16 protein-coding genes are annotated in these 15060 nt (G+C 59.1%); 12 read left to right on the top strand and 4 right to left on the bottom strand.

From position 1 onward, the window contains the following. The coding region (gene groL / locus WA157_RS12595) for a chaperonin GroEL (protein ID WP_422621285.1) at nt 1-1415 on the top strand (1415 nt) is incomplete at its 5' end. A gap of 212 nt (nt 1416-1627) precedes the next feature. Here the strand turns inward: groL and WA157_RS12590 are convergent. Further along, on the bottom strand, nt 1628-2131 hold the full coding sequence (locus tag WA157_RS12590; protein WP_422621284.1) for a hypothetical protein: 504 nt from the start codon (nt 2129-2131) through the stop codon (nt 1628-1630). Between the two features lie 55 nt (nt 2132-2186). On the opposite strand from WA157_RS12590, the gene WA157_RS12585 reads away from it, so the two are divergent. After that, nucleotides 2187-3068, top strand: a complete 882-nt coding sequence (locus WA157_RS12585) for an alpha/beta hydrolase (RefSeq protein WP_422621283.1) — start codon at nt 2187-2189, stop codon at nt 3066-3068. Between the two features lie 32 nt (nt 3069-3100). Here WA157_RS12585 and pgi read toward each other — a convergent pair whose 3' ends face one another. Then, complete coding sequence (gene pgi / locus WA157_RS12580; RefSeq protein ID WP_422621282.1) at nt 3101-4669, bottom strand: glucose-6-phosphate isomerase; 1569 nt, start codon at nt 4667-4669, stop codon at nt 3101-3103. Nucleotides 4670-4690: 21 nt separating this feature from the next. Next, nucleotides 4691-5638: a transaldolase gene (tal, locus tag WA157_RS12575; RefSeq protein WP_422621281.1), complete on the bottom strand. Its 948-nt coding sequence runs from the start codon at nt 5636-5638 to the stop codon at nt 4691-4693. Between the two features lie 214 nt (nt 5639-5852). On the opposite strand from tal, the gene zwf reads away from it, so the two are divergent. Next, a complete protein-coding gene (zwf, locus tag WA157_RS12570) occupies nt 5853-7307 on the top strand; it encodes a glucose-6-phosphate dehydrogenase (RefSeq protein ID WP_422621280.1) in 1455 nt (484 codons plus the stop codon). Between the two features lie 30 nt (nt 7308-7337). Continuing rightward, nucleotides 7338-8186, top strand: coding sequence for a MurR/RpiR family transcriptional regulator (locus tag WA157_RS12565; RefSeq protein WP_422621279.1), 849 nt, complete (start codon nt 7338-7340; stop codon nt 8184-8186). A 43-nt stretch (nt 8187-8229) separates the two neighbouring features. On the opposite strand, the gene WA157_RS12560 is transcribed toward WA157_RS12565, so the two are convergent. After that, nucleotides 8230-8988 (bottom strand): PEP-CTERM sorting domain-containing protein, encoded by a 759-nt coding sequence (locus WA157_RS12560; protein ID WP_422621278.1) that lies wholly within the window; start codon nt 8986-8988, stop codon nt 8230-8232. Nucleotides 8989-9252: 264 nt separating this feature from the next. Between WA157_RS12560 and trxC the strand changes: the two genes are divergently transcribed. The 8 genes from trxC to WA157_RS12520 all read left to right on the top strand — a co-directional run bounded on the left by trxC (nt 9253) and on the right by WA157_RS12520 (nt 15058). Beyond that, complete coding sequence (gene trxC, locus WA157_RS12555) at nt 9253-9690, top strand: thioredoxin TrxC (protein WP_422621277.1); 438 nt, start codon at nt 9253-9255, stop codon at nt 9688-9690. Nucleotides 9691-9763: 73 nt separating this feature from the next. Next, nucleotides 9764-10132 carry a phosphomannose isomerase type II C-terminal cupin domain gene (locus tag WA157_RS12550; protein ID WP_422621276.1) on the top strand — a complete coding sequence of 123 codons (369 nt, stop codon included), beginning with the start codon at nt 9764-9766 and terminating at the stop codon, nt 10130-10132. Between the two features lie 52 nt (nt 10133-10184). Then, nucleotides 10185-11177, top strand: a complete 993-nt coding sequence (locus WA157_RS12545) for an ROK family protein (RefSeq protein ID WP_422621275.1) — start codon at nt 10185-10187, stop codon at nt 11175-11177. A 49-nt stretch (nt 11178-11226) separates the two neighbouring features. Then, a complete protein-coding gene (locus tag WA157_RS12540; RefSeq protein WP_422621274.1) occupies nt 11227-11661 on the top strand; it encodes an ExbD/TolR family protein in 435 nt (144 codons plus the stop codon). A 23-nt stretch (nt 11662-11684) separates the two neighbouring features. After that, complete coding sequence (locus WA157_RS12535; protein ID WP_422621273.1) at nt 11685-12113, top strand: ExbD/TolR family protein; 429 nt, start codon at nt 11685-11687, stop codon at nt 12111-12113. Beyond that, nucleotides 12110-12277, top strand: a complete 168-nt coding sequence (locus WA157_RS12530; protein WP_422621272.1) for a hypothetical protein — start codon at nt 12110-12112, stop codon at nt 12275-12277. The genes WA157_RS12535 and WA157_RS12530 overlap by 4 nt, the downstream gene beginning before the upstream one ends. A 310-nt stretch (nt 12278-12587) precedes the next feature. Next, nucleotides 12588-13838 (top strand): ABC transporter substrate-binding protein, encoded by a 1251-nt coding sequence (locus tag WA157_RS12525; RefSeq protein ID WP_422621271.1) that lies wholly within the window; start codon nt 12588-12590, stop codon nt 13836-13838. 341 nt (nt 13839-14179) lie between these two features. After that, the gene (locus WA157_RS12520; RefSeq protein ID WP_422621270.1) at nt 14180-15058 is read left to right on the top strand and encodes a carbohydrate ABC transporter permease; all 879 of its coding nucleotides are present in this window, start codon (nt 14180-14182) and stop codon (nt 15056-15058) included. The last annotated feature ends 2 nt before the right edge of the window (nt 15059-15060 follow it).

The raw sequence follows: 15060 nt of genomic DNA, 5'->3' as shown, positions 1-15060 counted from the left end.
CTGACCTCGCTGGCGACGGCACCACCACCGCGACCGTGTTGGCCCAGGCCATCGTGCACGAAGGCATGAAGTACGTGGCCGCCGGCATGAACCCGATGGACCTGAAGCGCGGCATCGACAAGGCGGTACACGCCCTGATCGTTGAACTCAAAAAAGCTTCCAAAGCCACCACCACGTCCAAAGAAATCGCACAAGTCGGCTCCATTTCGGCCAACTCGGACGAAGCCATCGGCAAGATCATTGCTGATGCGATGGACAAAGTGGGCAAAGAAGGCGTGATCACGGTTGAAGACGGCAAGTCGCTTGAATCCGAACTCGACGTGGTTGAAGGCATGCAGTTTGACCGTGGCTACCTGTCACCCTACTTCATCAACAACCCCGAAAAGCAAGCCGCACTCTTAGACAACCCGTTTGTGCTCTTGTACGACAAGAAGATCAGCAACATCCGTGACTTGCTGCCCACGCTGGAACAAGTCGCCAAGTCCGGCCGTCCTTTGCTGATCATCTCGGAAGATGTCGAAGGCGAAGCGCTGGCAACTCTGGTGGTCAACACCATCCGTGGCATTCTGAAGGTGGTCGCGGTCAAGGCGCCAGGCTTTGGCGATCGTCGCAAGGCGATGCTGGAAGACATCGCCATCCTGACCGGCGGCAAGGTCATTGCTGAAGAAGTTGGCATGTCGCTGGAAAAAGTGACCCTGGCTGACCTCGGCTCTGCCAAGCGCATCGAAGTGGGCAAAGAAAACACCATCATCATCGACGGTGCAGGTGCTGCTGCTGACATCGAAGCCCGCGTGAAACAAGTGCGCGTGCAAATCGAAGAAGCCACGTCCGACTACGACCGTGAAAAACTGCAAGAGCGCGTGGCCAAGCTGGCTGGCGGTGTTGCCGTGATCAAGGTGGGCGCTGCCACCGAAGTCGAAATGAAAGAGAAAAAAGCCCGCGTTGAAGACGCCCTGCACGCAACCCGCGCTGCGGTGGAAGAAGGCATCGTGGCTGGCGGCGGCGTCGCTCTGTTGCGCGCCAAGCAAGCGGTTGGCACCCTCAAGGGCGCCAATGCCGATCAGGACGCCGGTATCAAGCTGGTGATGAAAGCCATCGAAGCGCCTTTGCGCGAGATCGTTTACAACGCCGGTGGCGAAGCCTCGGTGGTGGTGAATGCGGTGATGGCCGGCAAGGGCAACTACGGCTTTAATGCTGCCAACGACACCTATGGCGACATGATCGAAATGGGTATTCTGGACCCGACCAAAGTGACCCGCACGGCACTGCAAAACGCAGCGTCTGTGGCTTCGTTGATGCTGACCACCGAATGCATGGTGTCTGAATCACCGAAGGACGACTCCGCTGGTGGCATGGGCGGCATGGGCGGCGGCGACATGGGTGGCATGGGCGGCATGGGCGGCATGGGCATGTAAATGCGCCTTGCCTGACGATCCAGGGCGTCGTTGCACCGACTTGCCCTGAATCGTCATGCTGCGTCGAGTGGCGTCAATGCCCTCGACACAAATTAAAAAACCCGCAAAGCGTGAGCTCTGCGGGTTTTTTACCATCAAATATATAGCGTACTGTGCTTATTTTACGGGGGCTAGAGCCCTATTTCATCAAAATAATCCGTGCTCTTTTGATCTCAGTTAAACGGTGCGCTGACCTGAAACATCAAGCCCGCCGTACCCAAGAAGTTCAATTGACCTGACCAGCCGGGCTTGAATTCATAGGCCAGGGCGGGAATGACCGCGGGTGAAAAACCGTTGTGGTTGTACGGCACTTTGTCCTTGTAGGGATCCCTGTAGCCGTAAAGCAAACCAGCCGTCCACTTGAATGACAAGTGCTCGATGCCCCAAAGCGTCTTATATACCCCGCCCCACGGATAGGCATACACGGTCGGTTGCCCAAACGAATTGGTAAACAGCGTGATGCCGTCCAGTCTGGCATCGGGATGCTCGCGCTCCACACCCACCATCACCACGTTCTTGTGGTCATCGCTGGGAGAGAAATGAAGGGTATAGGGACTGAACTGCCAGCTCAGCACTTTGTCCCGGGCCAAGTCCGCAAGGAAAGCTGGCGCGGCCAGCGCGTGGCCGGCCGACTGGGCCACAATCAGGCCGAAAACGATGGAAATCAATTTATTCATGGGAACAAGTGGGAACGGGCTGATGCAAAGGCTTCGCAGTGTAACGGCTAGGCCCTTGATCCTGGGCGAAGCCGGTCGGCGCTTGCTACAGATTTTATTGCTCCTGTCATTGCTCGCCAGCAGCGGTTGCGCCTGGCTCGATGCCCGCCAGCGTGAGCTCATCTACCGCCCCACACCCGGCAGCCCGGCTGAGTTGACGGACTTGCGCGCCGGTGAGGCGCATTATTTTGTCAGCCTGCCAGCCCATGCCGACACGGTCAACAACACCCAACGGATCGAACTCTGGTGGCTGCCCCATCCCGACAAAAACGCGCCAACGTTGCTGTATTTGCATGGCACATTTCGCACCGTGCCGCAAAACCGGCCCAAGATCGAGGCGCTGCGCGAGGCCGGCTTTGCCGTGCTGGCGGTGGAATACCGGGGCTGGGGCTTGAGTACCGCGATCACACCGTCGGAACAAACGCTGCTGCAGGATGCCGATGCCGCCTGGGCAGAGCTGCAGCGCCGCGAGCCACGTGCCGCCCAACGGGTCATCTACGGCCACTCCATGGGCAGCGGTGTCGCGGTGGATCTGGCCAGCCGCCTGAAGGCCCGGCAAGACTACGGGGCGCTGATTCTGGAGTCGGCCTTCACCAGCTTTGCCGACGTCGCGAGCGAGGCCGGACTGTTTGCGTCGCTGCTGCTGCACCTCAATAACGAACGCTTTGCCTCCATTGACAAAATTGCCCGCGTGCACGCCCCGCTCTTGATGATCCATGGCTCGGCTGACACCACCATTCCCATCCATCTGGGCCGGCAATTATTTGCGGCGGCCAACCCGCCCAAACGCTGGCTCAACATCCACGGCGGCGCACACAGCGATCTGCAGCAAGTCGGCCACGCGCGATACCAGGCCATCCTGCAGCGCTTCAAAAACGACTACCTGTCAGGGCCGTAGACAAGCCCCGGAGCGCGTCAACTGCGCCTGCATCAAGCGCACAGTCGCGCCAGCAAGCCCGCCGTCGAGGCGTCCAGGCCAGTCACGTCAGCGCTGGTCAGACGCGCTTGCACATCTTTGGCCAGCACCTTGCCCAGCTCCACGCCCCATTGGTCAAAGCTGTTGAGGCCCCAAACCGAGCCGCTGACAAAGACGCGGTGCTCCTGCAAGGCGATCAGCGCGCCCAGGCTGGCGGGCGACAGCTCATCGAGCAACAAGAACGTGCTGGGCCGGTTACCGGGAAAGTTTTTGTGCCCGCCCACATCGGCCTGGCCTACCATCAGGGCTTGCGCCTGTGCCAGCACATTGGCCAGCAGCAAGTCGTGGTGCCCGGGCAAATCGTGTGCCGGCTGTTTGACCGCCACAAACTCGACCGGCACCACGTCCGTGCCCTGGTGCAGCATCTGAAAATAAGCGTGCTGGCCGTTGGTACCCGGTTCACCCCACAGCACCGGCGCCGTGCCATACGGCAGCGCCTCACCATGCGCGTCGACCCGCTTGCCGTTGCTCTCCATCTCCAGTTGCTGCAGATACGCCGGATAGCGTTTGAGCGCGCTGTGATAGGGCGCAATGCTGCGGCTGGTGAAGCCGTGAAAGTTGCGGTACCAGACATCGAGCAGGCCCAGGCGAACCGGCAGGTTCTGCGCCAGCGGCACGGTGGCGAAGTGCCGGTCCATGGCATGCGCACCAGCCAGAAAATCGCGAAACCCGCTAGCGCCAATCGCGATGGCCAGCGGCAGGCCAATGGCCGACCAGACTGAATAGCGCCCGCCGACCCAGTCCCAAAAACCGAAAGTGGTGCTGATGCCGAACTTGTTTGCGGCGGCCACGTTGGTGGTGAGCGCCGCGAAGTGGCGCGCAATGTCGGTGCCACCCTGGGCCTCAAACCAGGCTTTGGCCGAGCGCGCGTTGGTCATGGTCTCGATGGTGGTGAAGGTCTTGCTGGCAACCAGAAACAGCGTGCTCTGCGGTTTGAGTCGTTTCAATACCGCGGCCAGTTCATGCCCGTCCACGTTCGAGACAAAGTGAAAGCGTTTGCCCGGCAGCACAAACGCGTCCAGCGCCAGCACGGCCATTTGCGGGCCGAGGTCCGAGCCGCCAATGCCGATGTTGACGATGTCGGTGATGGCGGCATCAAAGCGCACTGCCTCGGCAAACGCCAGCATGGCGTCCAGCGTGGTGTGCACCTCGTGCAGCGTCTCTGCCATATGTCTGTGCACGGATTGTGCCGGCATGGCGGGGTCGGCCGGCGGCGTTCTTAACAGCCAGTGCATGACGGCACGCTGCTCAGTGGTGTTTATTTTTTCACCGGCAAACATAGCATCCCGGTGCTGCTCCACGCCGGTTTGGCGCGCCAGTTCCAACAGCAGTTGCTCGGTCCCGGCGTCGATCAGATTCTTGGACAAATCCGCAAAAACATGCGGTGCGCCCTGGCTGAAAGCCTCAAACCGGCCCGCATCCAAATCGAATGCACGGCGCAGGTCAAAGGCGCGGCCTTGGGTCTGATAAGCGGCTTGCAGCGCGCCCCAGGCGGGGGTTCGGTCACAACGGGTAGGTGTCATAAAAATTCCTCAAGTGATCCATCAAGCCGCCAGCAACAGCTGATCGAGCTTGGCCGCATCAACACAAAAGGCGCGTATGCCTTCTGCCAGCTTCTCGGTCGCCATGGCATCTTCATTGAGCGCAAAACGAAAGCCTGCCTCGTCATAGTTCACCGCGGTCAAGTCCAGCGATTTGGCGGCGTTGGCGTCGAGCGAGCGCGCCAGCGGCGCCTTGCAAGCGGAAAGTTGCGCCAGCAGCTCCGGGCTGATGGTGAGCAGGTCACATCCCGCCAGCGCCGTGATTTGCCCGATGTTACGAAAACTCGCGCCCATGATCTCGGTGGCAATACCGAACTTCTTGTAATAGTTGTAGATCTGCCGCACCGACTGGACGCCGGGGTCATGGGCACCGGCCTTGTCCTGCTCGACCCACGCCGCACCGGCCGACTTCTTGTACCAGTCGTAAATGCGGCCGACAAAAGGCGAAATCAGCTGCACCTTGGCGTGCGCACACGCCACCGCCTGGCAAAACGAGAACAGCAAGGTCAAATTGGTGTGAATGCCGCGCCGCTCCAGTTGCTCGGCGGCCGCGATACCTTCCCAGGTGGCCGCCACCTTGATCAGCACCCGATCGATGTGAATGCCCTGCCCCTGGTACAACTCGATCAGGCGCTCGGCGCGGGCCACGCTGGCCACCGTGTCAAAACTCAGCCGCGCATCCACCTCGGTGGAGACCCGCCCCGGAATGATCGACAAAATCTCGCAGCCAAAACGCACCAGCAAGCGGTCCATCAGCTCATCGAGCGGCCGCCCCCGGAACTGCGCCACGGTGTCCGTCAGCAGCGCGCGGTAATCGGGTTTTTGCACTGCCTTGAGGATCAGCGACGGGTTGGTGGTGGCATCCGTGGGCTGGTAGGCTTCAATCTGTTTGAAGTCGCCGGTGTCGGCCACCACGGTGGTGAATTGTTTGAGGGCATCGAGTTGGTTCATGCTGCCATTATCCGGCGAGCGCAGGCGCGCGCATGACGGGCCGGTTTCAATCATGTTACGAAAATCTCAGTTACGAAGTTTTTTGAATTTCATGAAACTAAGTTACATTACCGGCTGTTTTAATCAGTTAAGGACAGAGTCAAAGACCTGTACCGAAAATTCTTGATCCATGGAGGACAGCGTCAACGATCTGTCCCGCAATTAGATTGGCCTTATGAGTTTTGACCTTGTTTTGTTTGGTGGCACCGGCGACCTGGCCTGGCGCAAGCTGATGCCCGCGCTGTTTCAGGCCTTTCGCCATGGCACGCTTCCCCGTGATGGCCGCATCATTGGTGTTGGCCGCGACGACCTCAGCAATGCGCAGTACCAGGCCCAGATTTGCGCCCGCTTTGACCAAGTCGAGCTGGCCAAACGTCCCAGCGAAGAAGAGTTCTGCCGCTTTGCCGCCCTGCTTGAATTCGTGCAGATGGATTTGTCCCACCCCGATGACTACGCCCGTCTTGTCGCCAAGCTGGCCGAGCGCCAGGCCGACGTTGTGGTGATGTATGTGGCGACTGCACCCAGCTTGTTCACGACGGTCTGTCAACAGTTGGCCATTGCCGGGCTGAACACGCGGCAGACCCGCGTGGTGCTGGAGAAGCCGCTCGGTCACGACCTGGCCAGCAACCGCGCCATCAACCGCACCGTCAGCGAGGTGTTTGGTGAGAAGCATATCTTTCGCATCGACCATTACCTGGGCAAGCCCTCGGTCCAAAACCTGTTTGCGCTGCGCTTTGGCAATGCCTTGTTTGAGCCCTTGTGGCGGCGCGAGCACATTGCCAACATCCAGATCACCATCGCCGAAGAACTGGGCGTGGAACAGCGTGGAGCGTTTTACGAGACCACCGGCGCCCTGCGCGACATGGTGCAAAACCATGCCCTGCAACTGCTGTGCGCCATCGGCATGGAGCCGCCCATCAACTCGCATGCCGATGCCATTCGCGACGAAAAGCTCAAGGTGCTGCGCTCCCTCAAGCCCTGGACGGCCGAGTCACTGACGCAGGACGTCATCCGCGGCCAATACGCGGCGGGTTCCATTGGCGGTGCGCCGGTAGCGGCCTACCGGGAAGAAACCGGCGTTGACCCGCACAGCCACACCGAAACCTTTGTCGCCCTGCGCACCGAAATTTCAAACTGGCGCTGGGCCGGCGTACCGTTCTACATCCGCACCGGCAAACGCCTGGCCAGCCGCGACGCCCGCATTGTGGTCAATTTCCAGCCGACGCCGCATGCCATCTTCAATTCACAAATCGGCGATGCGAATCGGCTGGTCATCAACCTGCAGCCCAAGGATGGCCTGGAATTGCACCTGCTGGCGCAGGGCCAAAGCAACCGTCGCAATTCACAGACCCTGTCACCGGTGCAACTTGACCTTGACTTCGACAAGCGCTTTGGTTCCGAGCGCGTCGGCGCCTATGAACGCCTGTTGCTGGAGGTCATCGATGGCCGCCTGAATCTGTTTGTGCGCAGCGACGAGCAGGAAGAAGCCTGGCGTTGGGTCGAGCCCATCCTGGAACACTGGAAGAACGACACACTGGGTCCCCGTTTGTATGCGGCAGGCACCTGGGGCCCCAGCGCATCAAGCGCCATGATTGCGCGCGACGGCTTCTGCTGGGCTGAAGAATCCTGAACAGCCAAAGACAGAGCTTGAAATTTGAATATGCTTGACCGAATCAAAGCCTGCTTGCCTTCGCTGGCGCCCGCCGAACAGCGCGTGGCCAAGCTCGTGTTGAGTGATCCGCGCAGCTTTGCCAAGCAGCCCATCAGCGAACTGGCGGTCCGGGCGCATGTGAGCAAGCCCACGGTGGTGCGCTTTTGCCGCAGCGTCGGCTACGACGGTCTGTCGGATTTCAAGCTCAAACTGGCCGGCAGCGTGAGCGAGGGCGTGCCCTTCATCCACCGCAGCGTCGATGCCGACGACAAGACCAGCGACATCATGGTCAAGGTCATCGACAACACCGTGGCTGCGTTCTTGAAGTACCGCAACGACGCCAGCACGGTGGCGATTGAGAAGGCCGCCATCGCGTTGGTCCAGGCCTACGAGCAGGGCAAACGCATCGAGTTTTTTGGCGTCGGCAACTCCGGCATCGTGGCGCAAGACGCGCAGCACAAGTTCTTCCGCCTCGGCATCAACACCGTGGCCTACAGCGATGGCCACATGCAGGTGATGGGTGCCACGCTCTTGGGGCCGGGCGACTGCGTGGTCATCATCTCCAATTCAGGGCGTACCCGCGACTTGATGGACGCCTGCGACATTGCGCGTAAAAACGGTGCAACCACCATCGTCATCACCGCCAGTGGCTCGCCGCTGGCAGCGGCCGGTCACCTTCACCTGGCCGCCGACCATCCCGAAGGATTCGATCGCTACAGCCCGATGGTGTCGCGCCTGCTGCACTTGATGATCATCGACATCCTGGCCACCTGCGTTGCCTTGCGCATTGGCGGTGAACGGCTGCAACCACTGCTGCGCGAGATGAAGAACAATTTACGCAGCAAGCGCTACGCTTGACCGTGTCTTCAAACCCACATGGAATGAACCGTTTTTTTTGGATTCAGTGCGACACCTTGTTCCTGCGTGCCAGCGCCAATCCAGCCAGACCAACACCCAGCAACGCCAGCGAGCCGGGTTCAGGCACACGGGCCGGTGGGTCCCCAGCAATCATGTTTTGCGCATTAGGAGCCTCGAAGGTCACCACGGACTCCACGCCAACGTCCCCGTAAGTGCCCAGCGCACCCACGAATGAGTTCCAGTAAGTCGCTGTCGCGGGCGCCAGATCTGACGCTTTGAAACTGCCCTTGGCAAGACTCCAGGTCGGGTCTGTTTCGTACTTGCTCTCCCAAATGCCAAGCTGAATCGCGGCCCCTTGGGAAGCATTTATCGGATGCAGCCAGGCATAGGGATCAACGGGCAGCAGCGAGTCGGCGTTCATCACCCCGTTCACTGCGCCCAAAAAGTCCCGTGTACGTGCCAGTGCACCGTTGTAGTTGATGGTGTAATTAACCGTCTGCCCAGAACTGATGTTGTGATAGAGGTCATAGCAGTACATAAAAACGTCGGCAACGCTGTCAACAAAAATTGACGGTGGTACATCGGTATAGCTATTGGCGGTGCCCTGAAAGCGCCCAGCCGCCACGTGCGCAGAGGTCAAGCCCCCGTGGGGCAACAAGGCAGGGTAGGTGATCTTGACATTGTCGTAGCCGGAGCCGGTGAAAATGGGATTGTCGAAGGTGATATTGACCGTAGCGGCACCACAGACCGAGGCCGCGCCAGCACAGGCCAGCAAAACACAAGTGTGTCGAAAATTCTTCATAAATCTCTCTGGATATAGGCGTCATAGGTTGAAGCAATAATTGAGCCAGAAATGCAAGTCATTGGAAACAAAAGGTTTTTTGTTGTTTCATAAAGAAACAAAAATAGAACTGTAAAAAATATCGACACCTTGTTTAATCTTTTTTGGTCGTCTATAGCCAGCATTTACATCGAAATAAATGATCTGAATCACAAAACCACTGGCCGCGAGTCTTGCAGGCTAGCGCTGTGGACTCCATCTGAGACCTGAAAAGGCACATACATCATGAATAACTCCCTGCACATCATTTGTCCCCACTGCCACACCACCAACCGGGTGCGTCAAGTTGATGTGGCCAGCGCGCCCGATTGCGGCAACTGCCACAAACCGCTGTTCGTTGCGCATTCGGTGGCGCTTGACGACAGCAACTTTGATCGTCACATCAGCCGCAGCCAGATCCCGGTGTTGGTGGACTTTTGGGCCCCGTGGTGTGGGCCGTGCCGCCAGATGGCGCCGGCGTTTGAGCAGGCGGCGGCGCAGTTGGAACCGCGCTTTCAGCTGGCCAAGGTCAACACCGAAGAGGCACAGGCACTGGGGGCACGCTTCAACATCCGCAGCATTCCAACACTGGCCTTGTTCTCTGCCGGTCGCGAAGTGGCACGCCAGCCTGGCGCCATGGGCGCGGCTGACATCGTGCGCTGGGCCTTGGCGCAACGCCTCTGACGGTAACGCCGCCGTAACCCAGGCGCCCGCCAGCGATTAGCATCGGGGCTTTGTCACTACTCACCCAAGCCCCATGACCAGTTCATCAAGAAGCGAGTCGATTGAACGCACCGAACGGCCTTGGGGCTGGTATGAGATCCTCTCCGAGGTACCAGGCCACAAGGTCAAACGCATCCGCGTCAATCCGGGACAGCAACTCAGTCTGCAAAAACACCTGCAGCGCGCCGAACACTGGGTTGTGGTGCTGGGCCAGGCCCACGTGACGGTGGGCGAGCAGGTGCTGACCCTGGTACCGGGTGGTCACATGGACATCCCCATCGGACAAGTGCACCGCCTGACGAACCGGAGCGCCGCCCCGGTTGAAATCATTGAAATTCAGTTTGGCCACTACCTGGGCGAAGATGACATCGTGCGCCAGGGAGACGACTACGGCCGGACATGATCAACACCTTCCCACCCTGCCTTGACTCTGCACTCTTGTTGAAATTGACACCATGAATCAAAACGTTTTATCTGACGGATTTCACCTGGCACCTGGCGCCGCGCCAGTCGCTTGCGTGGACATTGGCGGCACCAAAGTGGCGGTCAGCATCGCCGACGAACAGGGCGTGCGCGGCCGGGTGGCCGAGCCCACGGCCAAGGAAGGTGCGAACGTTGCATTGGCCCTGCAAATCATCCGTCTGGTCGGGCAGAGTTGCGCTGCATCGGGCGTGGCAACCGGCGATCTGTCGGCGCTGGGCGTGGCATCGTGCGGACCGTTTGTGCTGAACAAGGGCTGCGTGGAACTGGCTGCGCCCAATATTTGCGGTGGACTGGCGGGCAAGGCGCGTGGTTTGCCCAATGACTGGCAAACCGCCTTGCTGGAGGCGCCCTTGCGCCGGGTTTTTGCCAAGGTACGGGTTGAAAACGACGGCATCGGTGCCCTGGAGGCCGAACGGCGCTGGGGCGCGCTGCAGATCAACGGCCAAGCGCTGGCCAACTGCGCCTATGTCACCTGGAGCACCGGCATTGGCGTGGGCCTGTGTGTGGACGGCCATGTGCTGCGTGGCAAAAACGGCAATGCCGGACACGCCGGCCATCTGTTCGTGAGCGACAACAATGACGCCCTGTGTGGCTGCGGCAACGTCGGTGACGTGGAAGGCCTGATTGCCGGCAACGCCATTCCAAGGCGCTTCGGACATCTCGGCTATACCGACTCTGCTACTCTTTTTGTAGCTGCTTATGCAGGTGATACGGGGGCTACAGCCATTATTGATGAGTTCTGCCGGATCATGGGCCGCACCTTGTACAACCTGATTGCGACGCTTGATCTGGAGCGCATCAGCCTCGGTGGCAGCGTCTTCTGGCATCACCGGGCCTTGTTATTGCCCAAACTGCAGGGCTACGTTCACGGCAAGTTACCGCCCCTGACGGACGGCTGCGAGTTGGTGCCGGCCGGTCTGGGTGAGCGGGTCGGCGATTTCGGCGCGCTGGCACTGGTGGCATAGGCCTGAGCGTCGCTCACGCCAGCAGACATCTGTCTATTAGGAATCCCTTATGTCCATGAATGTCGGCTCCAACGACGACGATGGCGACGACGCTGTCATGTCGGCCATCAACACCACGCCTCTGGTGGACGTGATGCTGGTGTTGTTGATCATTTTCCTGATCACCATTCCCGTGGTCACCACCTCCATCAAGCTCTCCTTGCCCAAGGAACGCGTTGAGGTGCGGGAAAGCAAGCCCGAGAACATCATCATCTCGGTCGATCAGGCGGGCAACATTTTCTGGTACGACGCCCGCATCAAGAACGTTGACGCACTGGTGGAAATGCTCAAGAAAGTCTCCAGCGTCAAGCCGCAACCCGAAGTTCAGGTCCGCGGTGACGCCAACGCCCGCTACGAAGGCGTCGGCAAAGTCCTGCTGGCCTGCCAGCGCGCGGGCATCGTCAAAGTCGCCTTTATCACTGAGCCGCCACCGCTGGGTGGTTGAGCGCCAACAAGGGAATTACCCCCATGGGAATGCACGTAGGAAACACAAGCAACTCGGGTGAGCCCGAGGTGATGATGGAGATCAACACTACGCCCCTGATTGACGTGATGCTGGTTCTATTGGTCATGCTGATCATCACGATCCCGATTCAACTGCACTCGGTCAACCTGGAAATGCCGGTCGGCGCGCCGCCCACCAATCTGATCAAGCCGGAAAAGATACAGATTGACATCGACGAGCAAAGCGTCGTTTATTGGCAGGGCTTGCCCGTGAGCGCACAGGAGCTCGATGAGAAGATGAAAGCCGTCGCGCCCCAGCAGCCCCAGCCCGAAGTCCACATCCGCCCCAACAAAGCCTCGCAGTACGCTGTCTTTGCCAATGTGCTCTCCAGCAGCAAGCGCCTGGGTCTTAACAAAATTGCCGTCATCGGCGCTGAGCAGTTTGTGCAATGAATACGCTTGAAATGGATTACCGCTTTGAGCCGCGCGACCCCTCACGGCGCATCAAGGGCTTGATTATTGTTGTTACGCTGCACGCCATCATTGGTTACGCGCTGGTCTCGGGCATGACGCGCAAAGGCCTCGACTTCATCGAGAAGCCTGATGCCCAAGGTTGAAGCACCGCCACCGGATGCGCCTGTGGTCACCGGACCGAAGCGCACCACCCTCGGGCTGGCATGTCCCATATGGGAACAAAAGTGCGCAGCCGGAACTGAATGTCAGTGCCCTTCCAATCTATCAGACAACGCGCGGGCAGTGGATTGAGCCGCGCCGAAGAATCGGGTAACGCTTGCCTAGGGTAAGCCATAATAGCTTCCACCCGAGAATTAATTAACAATTAATTAATTCGAGTGGTAGGGTACCAGCGCGAATCAACCCCCCTGCTTCATGGCCTGTGCCTTCGAAGCTAGCAAATCAGGAGTCAATATGTTGAAACTTTCCAAACTGTCTGCAGCCATTGCATTTGTAGTGGCTGGCGCATCGGCCTTGGCCGGTGAAGTTGAAGTGCTGCATTGGTGGACATCGGGCGGCGAGGCCAAGTCGGTCAGCGAATTGAAAAAAATCATGCAAAGCAAGGGCCACACCTGGAAAGACTTTGCGGTGGCCGGCGGCGGCGGTGACAACGCCATGACCGTGCTCAAGAGCCGTGTGGTGGCCGGCAACCCGCCCGCTGCAGCCCAGATCAAAGGCCCTGCGCTTCAAGAGTGGGCCTCTGAAGGGGTGCTGGCGAATCTGGATGCCACTGCAAAAGCCGAAAAGTGGGACAGCCTGCTGCCCAAGGCGATAGCAGACGGCATGAAATACAAAGGGAACTACATTGCTGTTCCGGTCAATGTGCACCGCGTCAACTGGCTGTGGGCCAATGCGGCCGTGCTGAAAAAATCTGGCGTGGCGGGCATGCCCAAAACCTGGACTGAATTTTTTGCCGCTGCCGACAAGATCAAGAAAGCAGGATTTATCCCGGTTGCAACGGGTGGCAATGCCTGGAATGACCTCACCAACTTTGAGCCCGTGGCGCTCGGTGTCGGCGGTATCAAGTTTTACAACGATGCGTTTGTCAAACTTGACCCTAAAGCACTGAACAGCGATGCCATGAAGAAATCGCTGGAGACCTTTCGAAAGCTCAAAGGCTACACCGATGCCGGTGCCGTGGGTCGCGACTGGAATATCGCCACGGCCATGGTGATCCAGGAGAAAGCTGGCTTCCAGTTCATGGGCGATTGGGCCAAAGGCGAATTTGTCGCGGCCGGCAAGGTGCCGGGCAAAGATTTCCTTTGTGCCGCAGCACCTGGCAATGCCGGCACCTACACCTTTAACGTGGATTCATTCGCCATGTTCAAGCTCAAAGATGCGGCCGCCCAGAAGGCGCAGGCTGACCTCGGCGTTGCCATCATGGGCACTGAGTTCCAGGAAGTATTCAACCTGAACAAGGGCTCCATTCCGGTTCGCCTGAACATGAACATGGACAAGTTTGACGACTGCGCCAAGCTGTCAGCCAAGGAATTTGTTGACACCGCCAAGTCAGGTGGCCTGGTTCCTTCCGTTTCCCAGGATATGGCGCTCAAGCCTGCCCAGACCGGCGCCTTGAAAGATGTCGTCAGCCAGTTCTGGAACGACGACAAAATGGCGCCAGAAACGGCGATGAAGAACATGGTCAAGGCGGCGCAGACCAAGTAAAGCTGGGTTTTGCAAAAGCCTGTTGCAGGCGCTCGCAGCAGGGATGGGGTACGTGCCGCCGCTCATGTCCCCCGCCCTTCGGGCTCCTCCTTGACTTCGCTTTGGCACGCACCCCAACCCTTCTGCTTGAGGTGTGGGTTTGCATGCCGGCAAACCAAAGACCTGCCGGGACCAGATGGGCTGGGTGTTTCGCGAAGTGAGGTCAAGGAGGAGCCCGAAAGCTGGAAGCTTTCGGGCGGGGGACACGAATGTAGCGAAATGCCCGGCTCGTCTGGTCCTGAAGTAGCGCAGGCGTTCCATCAACGGGCAGCCAATTGAAATAACCCGAAGGCGAAGTGTTTATGAAATCATTTGAAAACGTGTTGCCCAAGCTGGTAATTGCGCCGGGCTTCGTGCTCGGATTCGCCTTCATTTACGGCTTCATGATCTGGAACGGCGTGCTGTCCGTGACCAGTTCGCGCATGTTGCCCAACTACGACGAATTCGTCGGGCTGGAACAGTACGTGAGCCTGTGGGAGATGGACCGCTGGCTCGTGGCCCTGAAGAACCTGGGTATTTTCAGTCTGCTGTATGTCGGTGGTTCGATGCTGCTGGGCATGGGCTTGGCGATTTTTCTGGATCAGAAAATTCGTTTTGAAGGTGTGCTGCGCACCGTTTATCTGTACCCGATGGCGCTGTCGTTCATTGTGACCGGCACCGCGTGGAAATGGATTTTGAACCCGAGCCTCGGACTGGAAAAACTGATGCATGACCTGGGTTGGGCCAGCTTCCACTTTGACTGGCTGGTGCAAAGCGACACCGCCATTTATTGCGTGGTGATCGCCGGCATCTGGCAGTCGGCCGGGTTTGCCATGGCGCTGTCGCTGGCGGGCTTGCGCGGCATTGACGACAGCATCATCAAGGCGGCGCAAATTGATGGCGCTTCCTTGCCGCGCATTTACTGGCGCATTATTCTGCCAATCCTGCGCCCGGTGGTGTTCTCCACGGTGCTGGTGCTGTCGCACCTGTCAATCAAGAGTTTCGACCTGGTCATGGCTTTGACCGCGGGCGGCCCCGGCTACTCGTCGGATGTGCCGGCCACTTTCATGTATGTGATGAGTTTTACCCGCGGCCAGATTGGTCTGGGCGCGGCCAGCGCCACCATGATGCTCGCCACCGTGGCGGCGATCGTCGTCCCTTACCTTTACAGCGAGCTGCGGGCCAAGCCGCACGAGCGCTGATC

Source organism: Rhodoferax ferrireducens (assembly GCF_049302455.1).
GTDB classification, from domain to species: Bacteria; Pseudomonadota; Gammaproteobacteria; order Burkholderiales; family Burkholderiaceae_C; genus Rhodoferax; species Rhodoferax ferrireducens_B.
This window is presented reverse-complemented; position numbering and strand designations above follow the sequence as displayed.

What these genes read in the sequence shown, in the direction of transcription:
- WA157_RS12520 (WP_422621270.1), top strand. Translation starts at nt 14,180, where the DNA reads ATGAAATCATTTGAAAACGTGTTGCCCAAGCTGGTAATTGCGCCGGGC.
- tal (WP_422621281.1), bottom strand. Translation starts at nt 5,638, where the DNA reads ATGAACCAACTCGATGCCCTCAAACAATTCACCACCGTGGTGGCCGAC.
- WA157_RS12590 (WP_422621284.1), bottom strand. Translation starts at nt 2,131, where the DNA reads ATGAATAAATTGATTTCCATCGTTTTCGGCCTGATTGTGGCCCAGTCG.
- WA157_RS12535 (WP_422621273.1), top strand. Translation starts at nt 11,685, where the DNA reads ATGGGAATGCACGTAGGAAACACAAGCAACTCGGGTGAGCCCGAGGTG.
- WA157_RS12525 (WP_422621271.1), top strand. Translation starts at nt 12,588, where the DNA reads ATGTTGAAACTTTCCAAACTGTCTGCAGCCATTGCATTTGTAGTGGCT.
- WA157_RS12565 (WP_422621279.1), top strand. Translation starts at nt 7,338, where the DNA reads ATGCTTGACCGAATCAAAGCCTGCTTGCCTTCGCTGGCGCCCGCCGAA.
- pgi (WP_422621282.1), bottom strand. Translation starts at nt 4,669, where the DNA reads ATGACACCTACCCGTTGTGACCGAACCCCCGCCTGGGGCGCGCTGCAA.
- WA157_RS12530 (WP_422621272.1), top strand. Translation starts at nt 12,110, where the DNA reads ATGAATACGCTTGAAATGGATTACCGCTTTGAGCCGCGCGACCCCTCA.
- WA157_RS12545 (WP_422621275.1), top strand. Translation starts at nt 10,185, where the DNA reads ATGAATCAAAACGTTTTATCTGACGGATTTCACCTGGCACCTGGCGCC.
- WA157_RS12560 (WP_422621278.1), bottom strand. Translation starts at nt 8,988, where the DNA reads ATGAAGAATTTTCGACACACTTGTGTTTTGCTGGCCTGTGCTGGCGCG.
- WA157_RS12550 (WP_422621276.1), top strand. Translation starts at nt 9,764, where the DNA reads ATGACCAGTTCATCAAGAAGCGAGTCGATTGAACGCACCGAACGGCCT.
- trxC (WP_422621277.1), top strand. Translation starts at nt 9,253, where the DNA reads ATGAATAACTCCCTGCACATCATTTGTCCCCACTGCCACACCACCAAC.
- WA157_RS12540 (WP_422621274.1), top strand. Translation starts at nt 11,227, where the DNA reads ATGTCCATGAATGTCGGCTCCAACGACGACGATGGCGACGACGCTGTC.
- zwf (WP_422621280.1), top strand. Translation starts at nt 5,853, where the DNA reads ATGAGTTTTGACCTTGTTTTGTTTGGTGGCACCGGCGACCTGGCCTGG.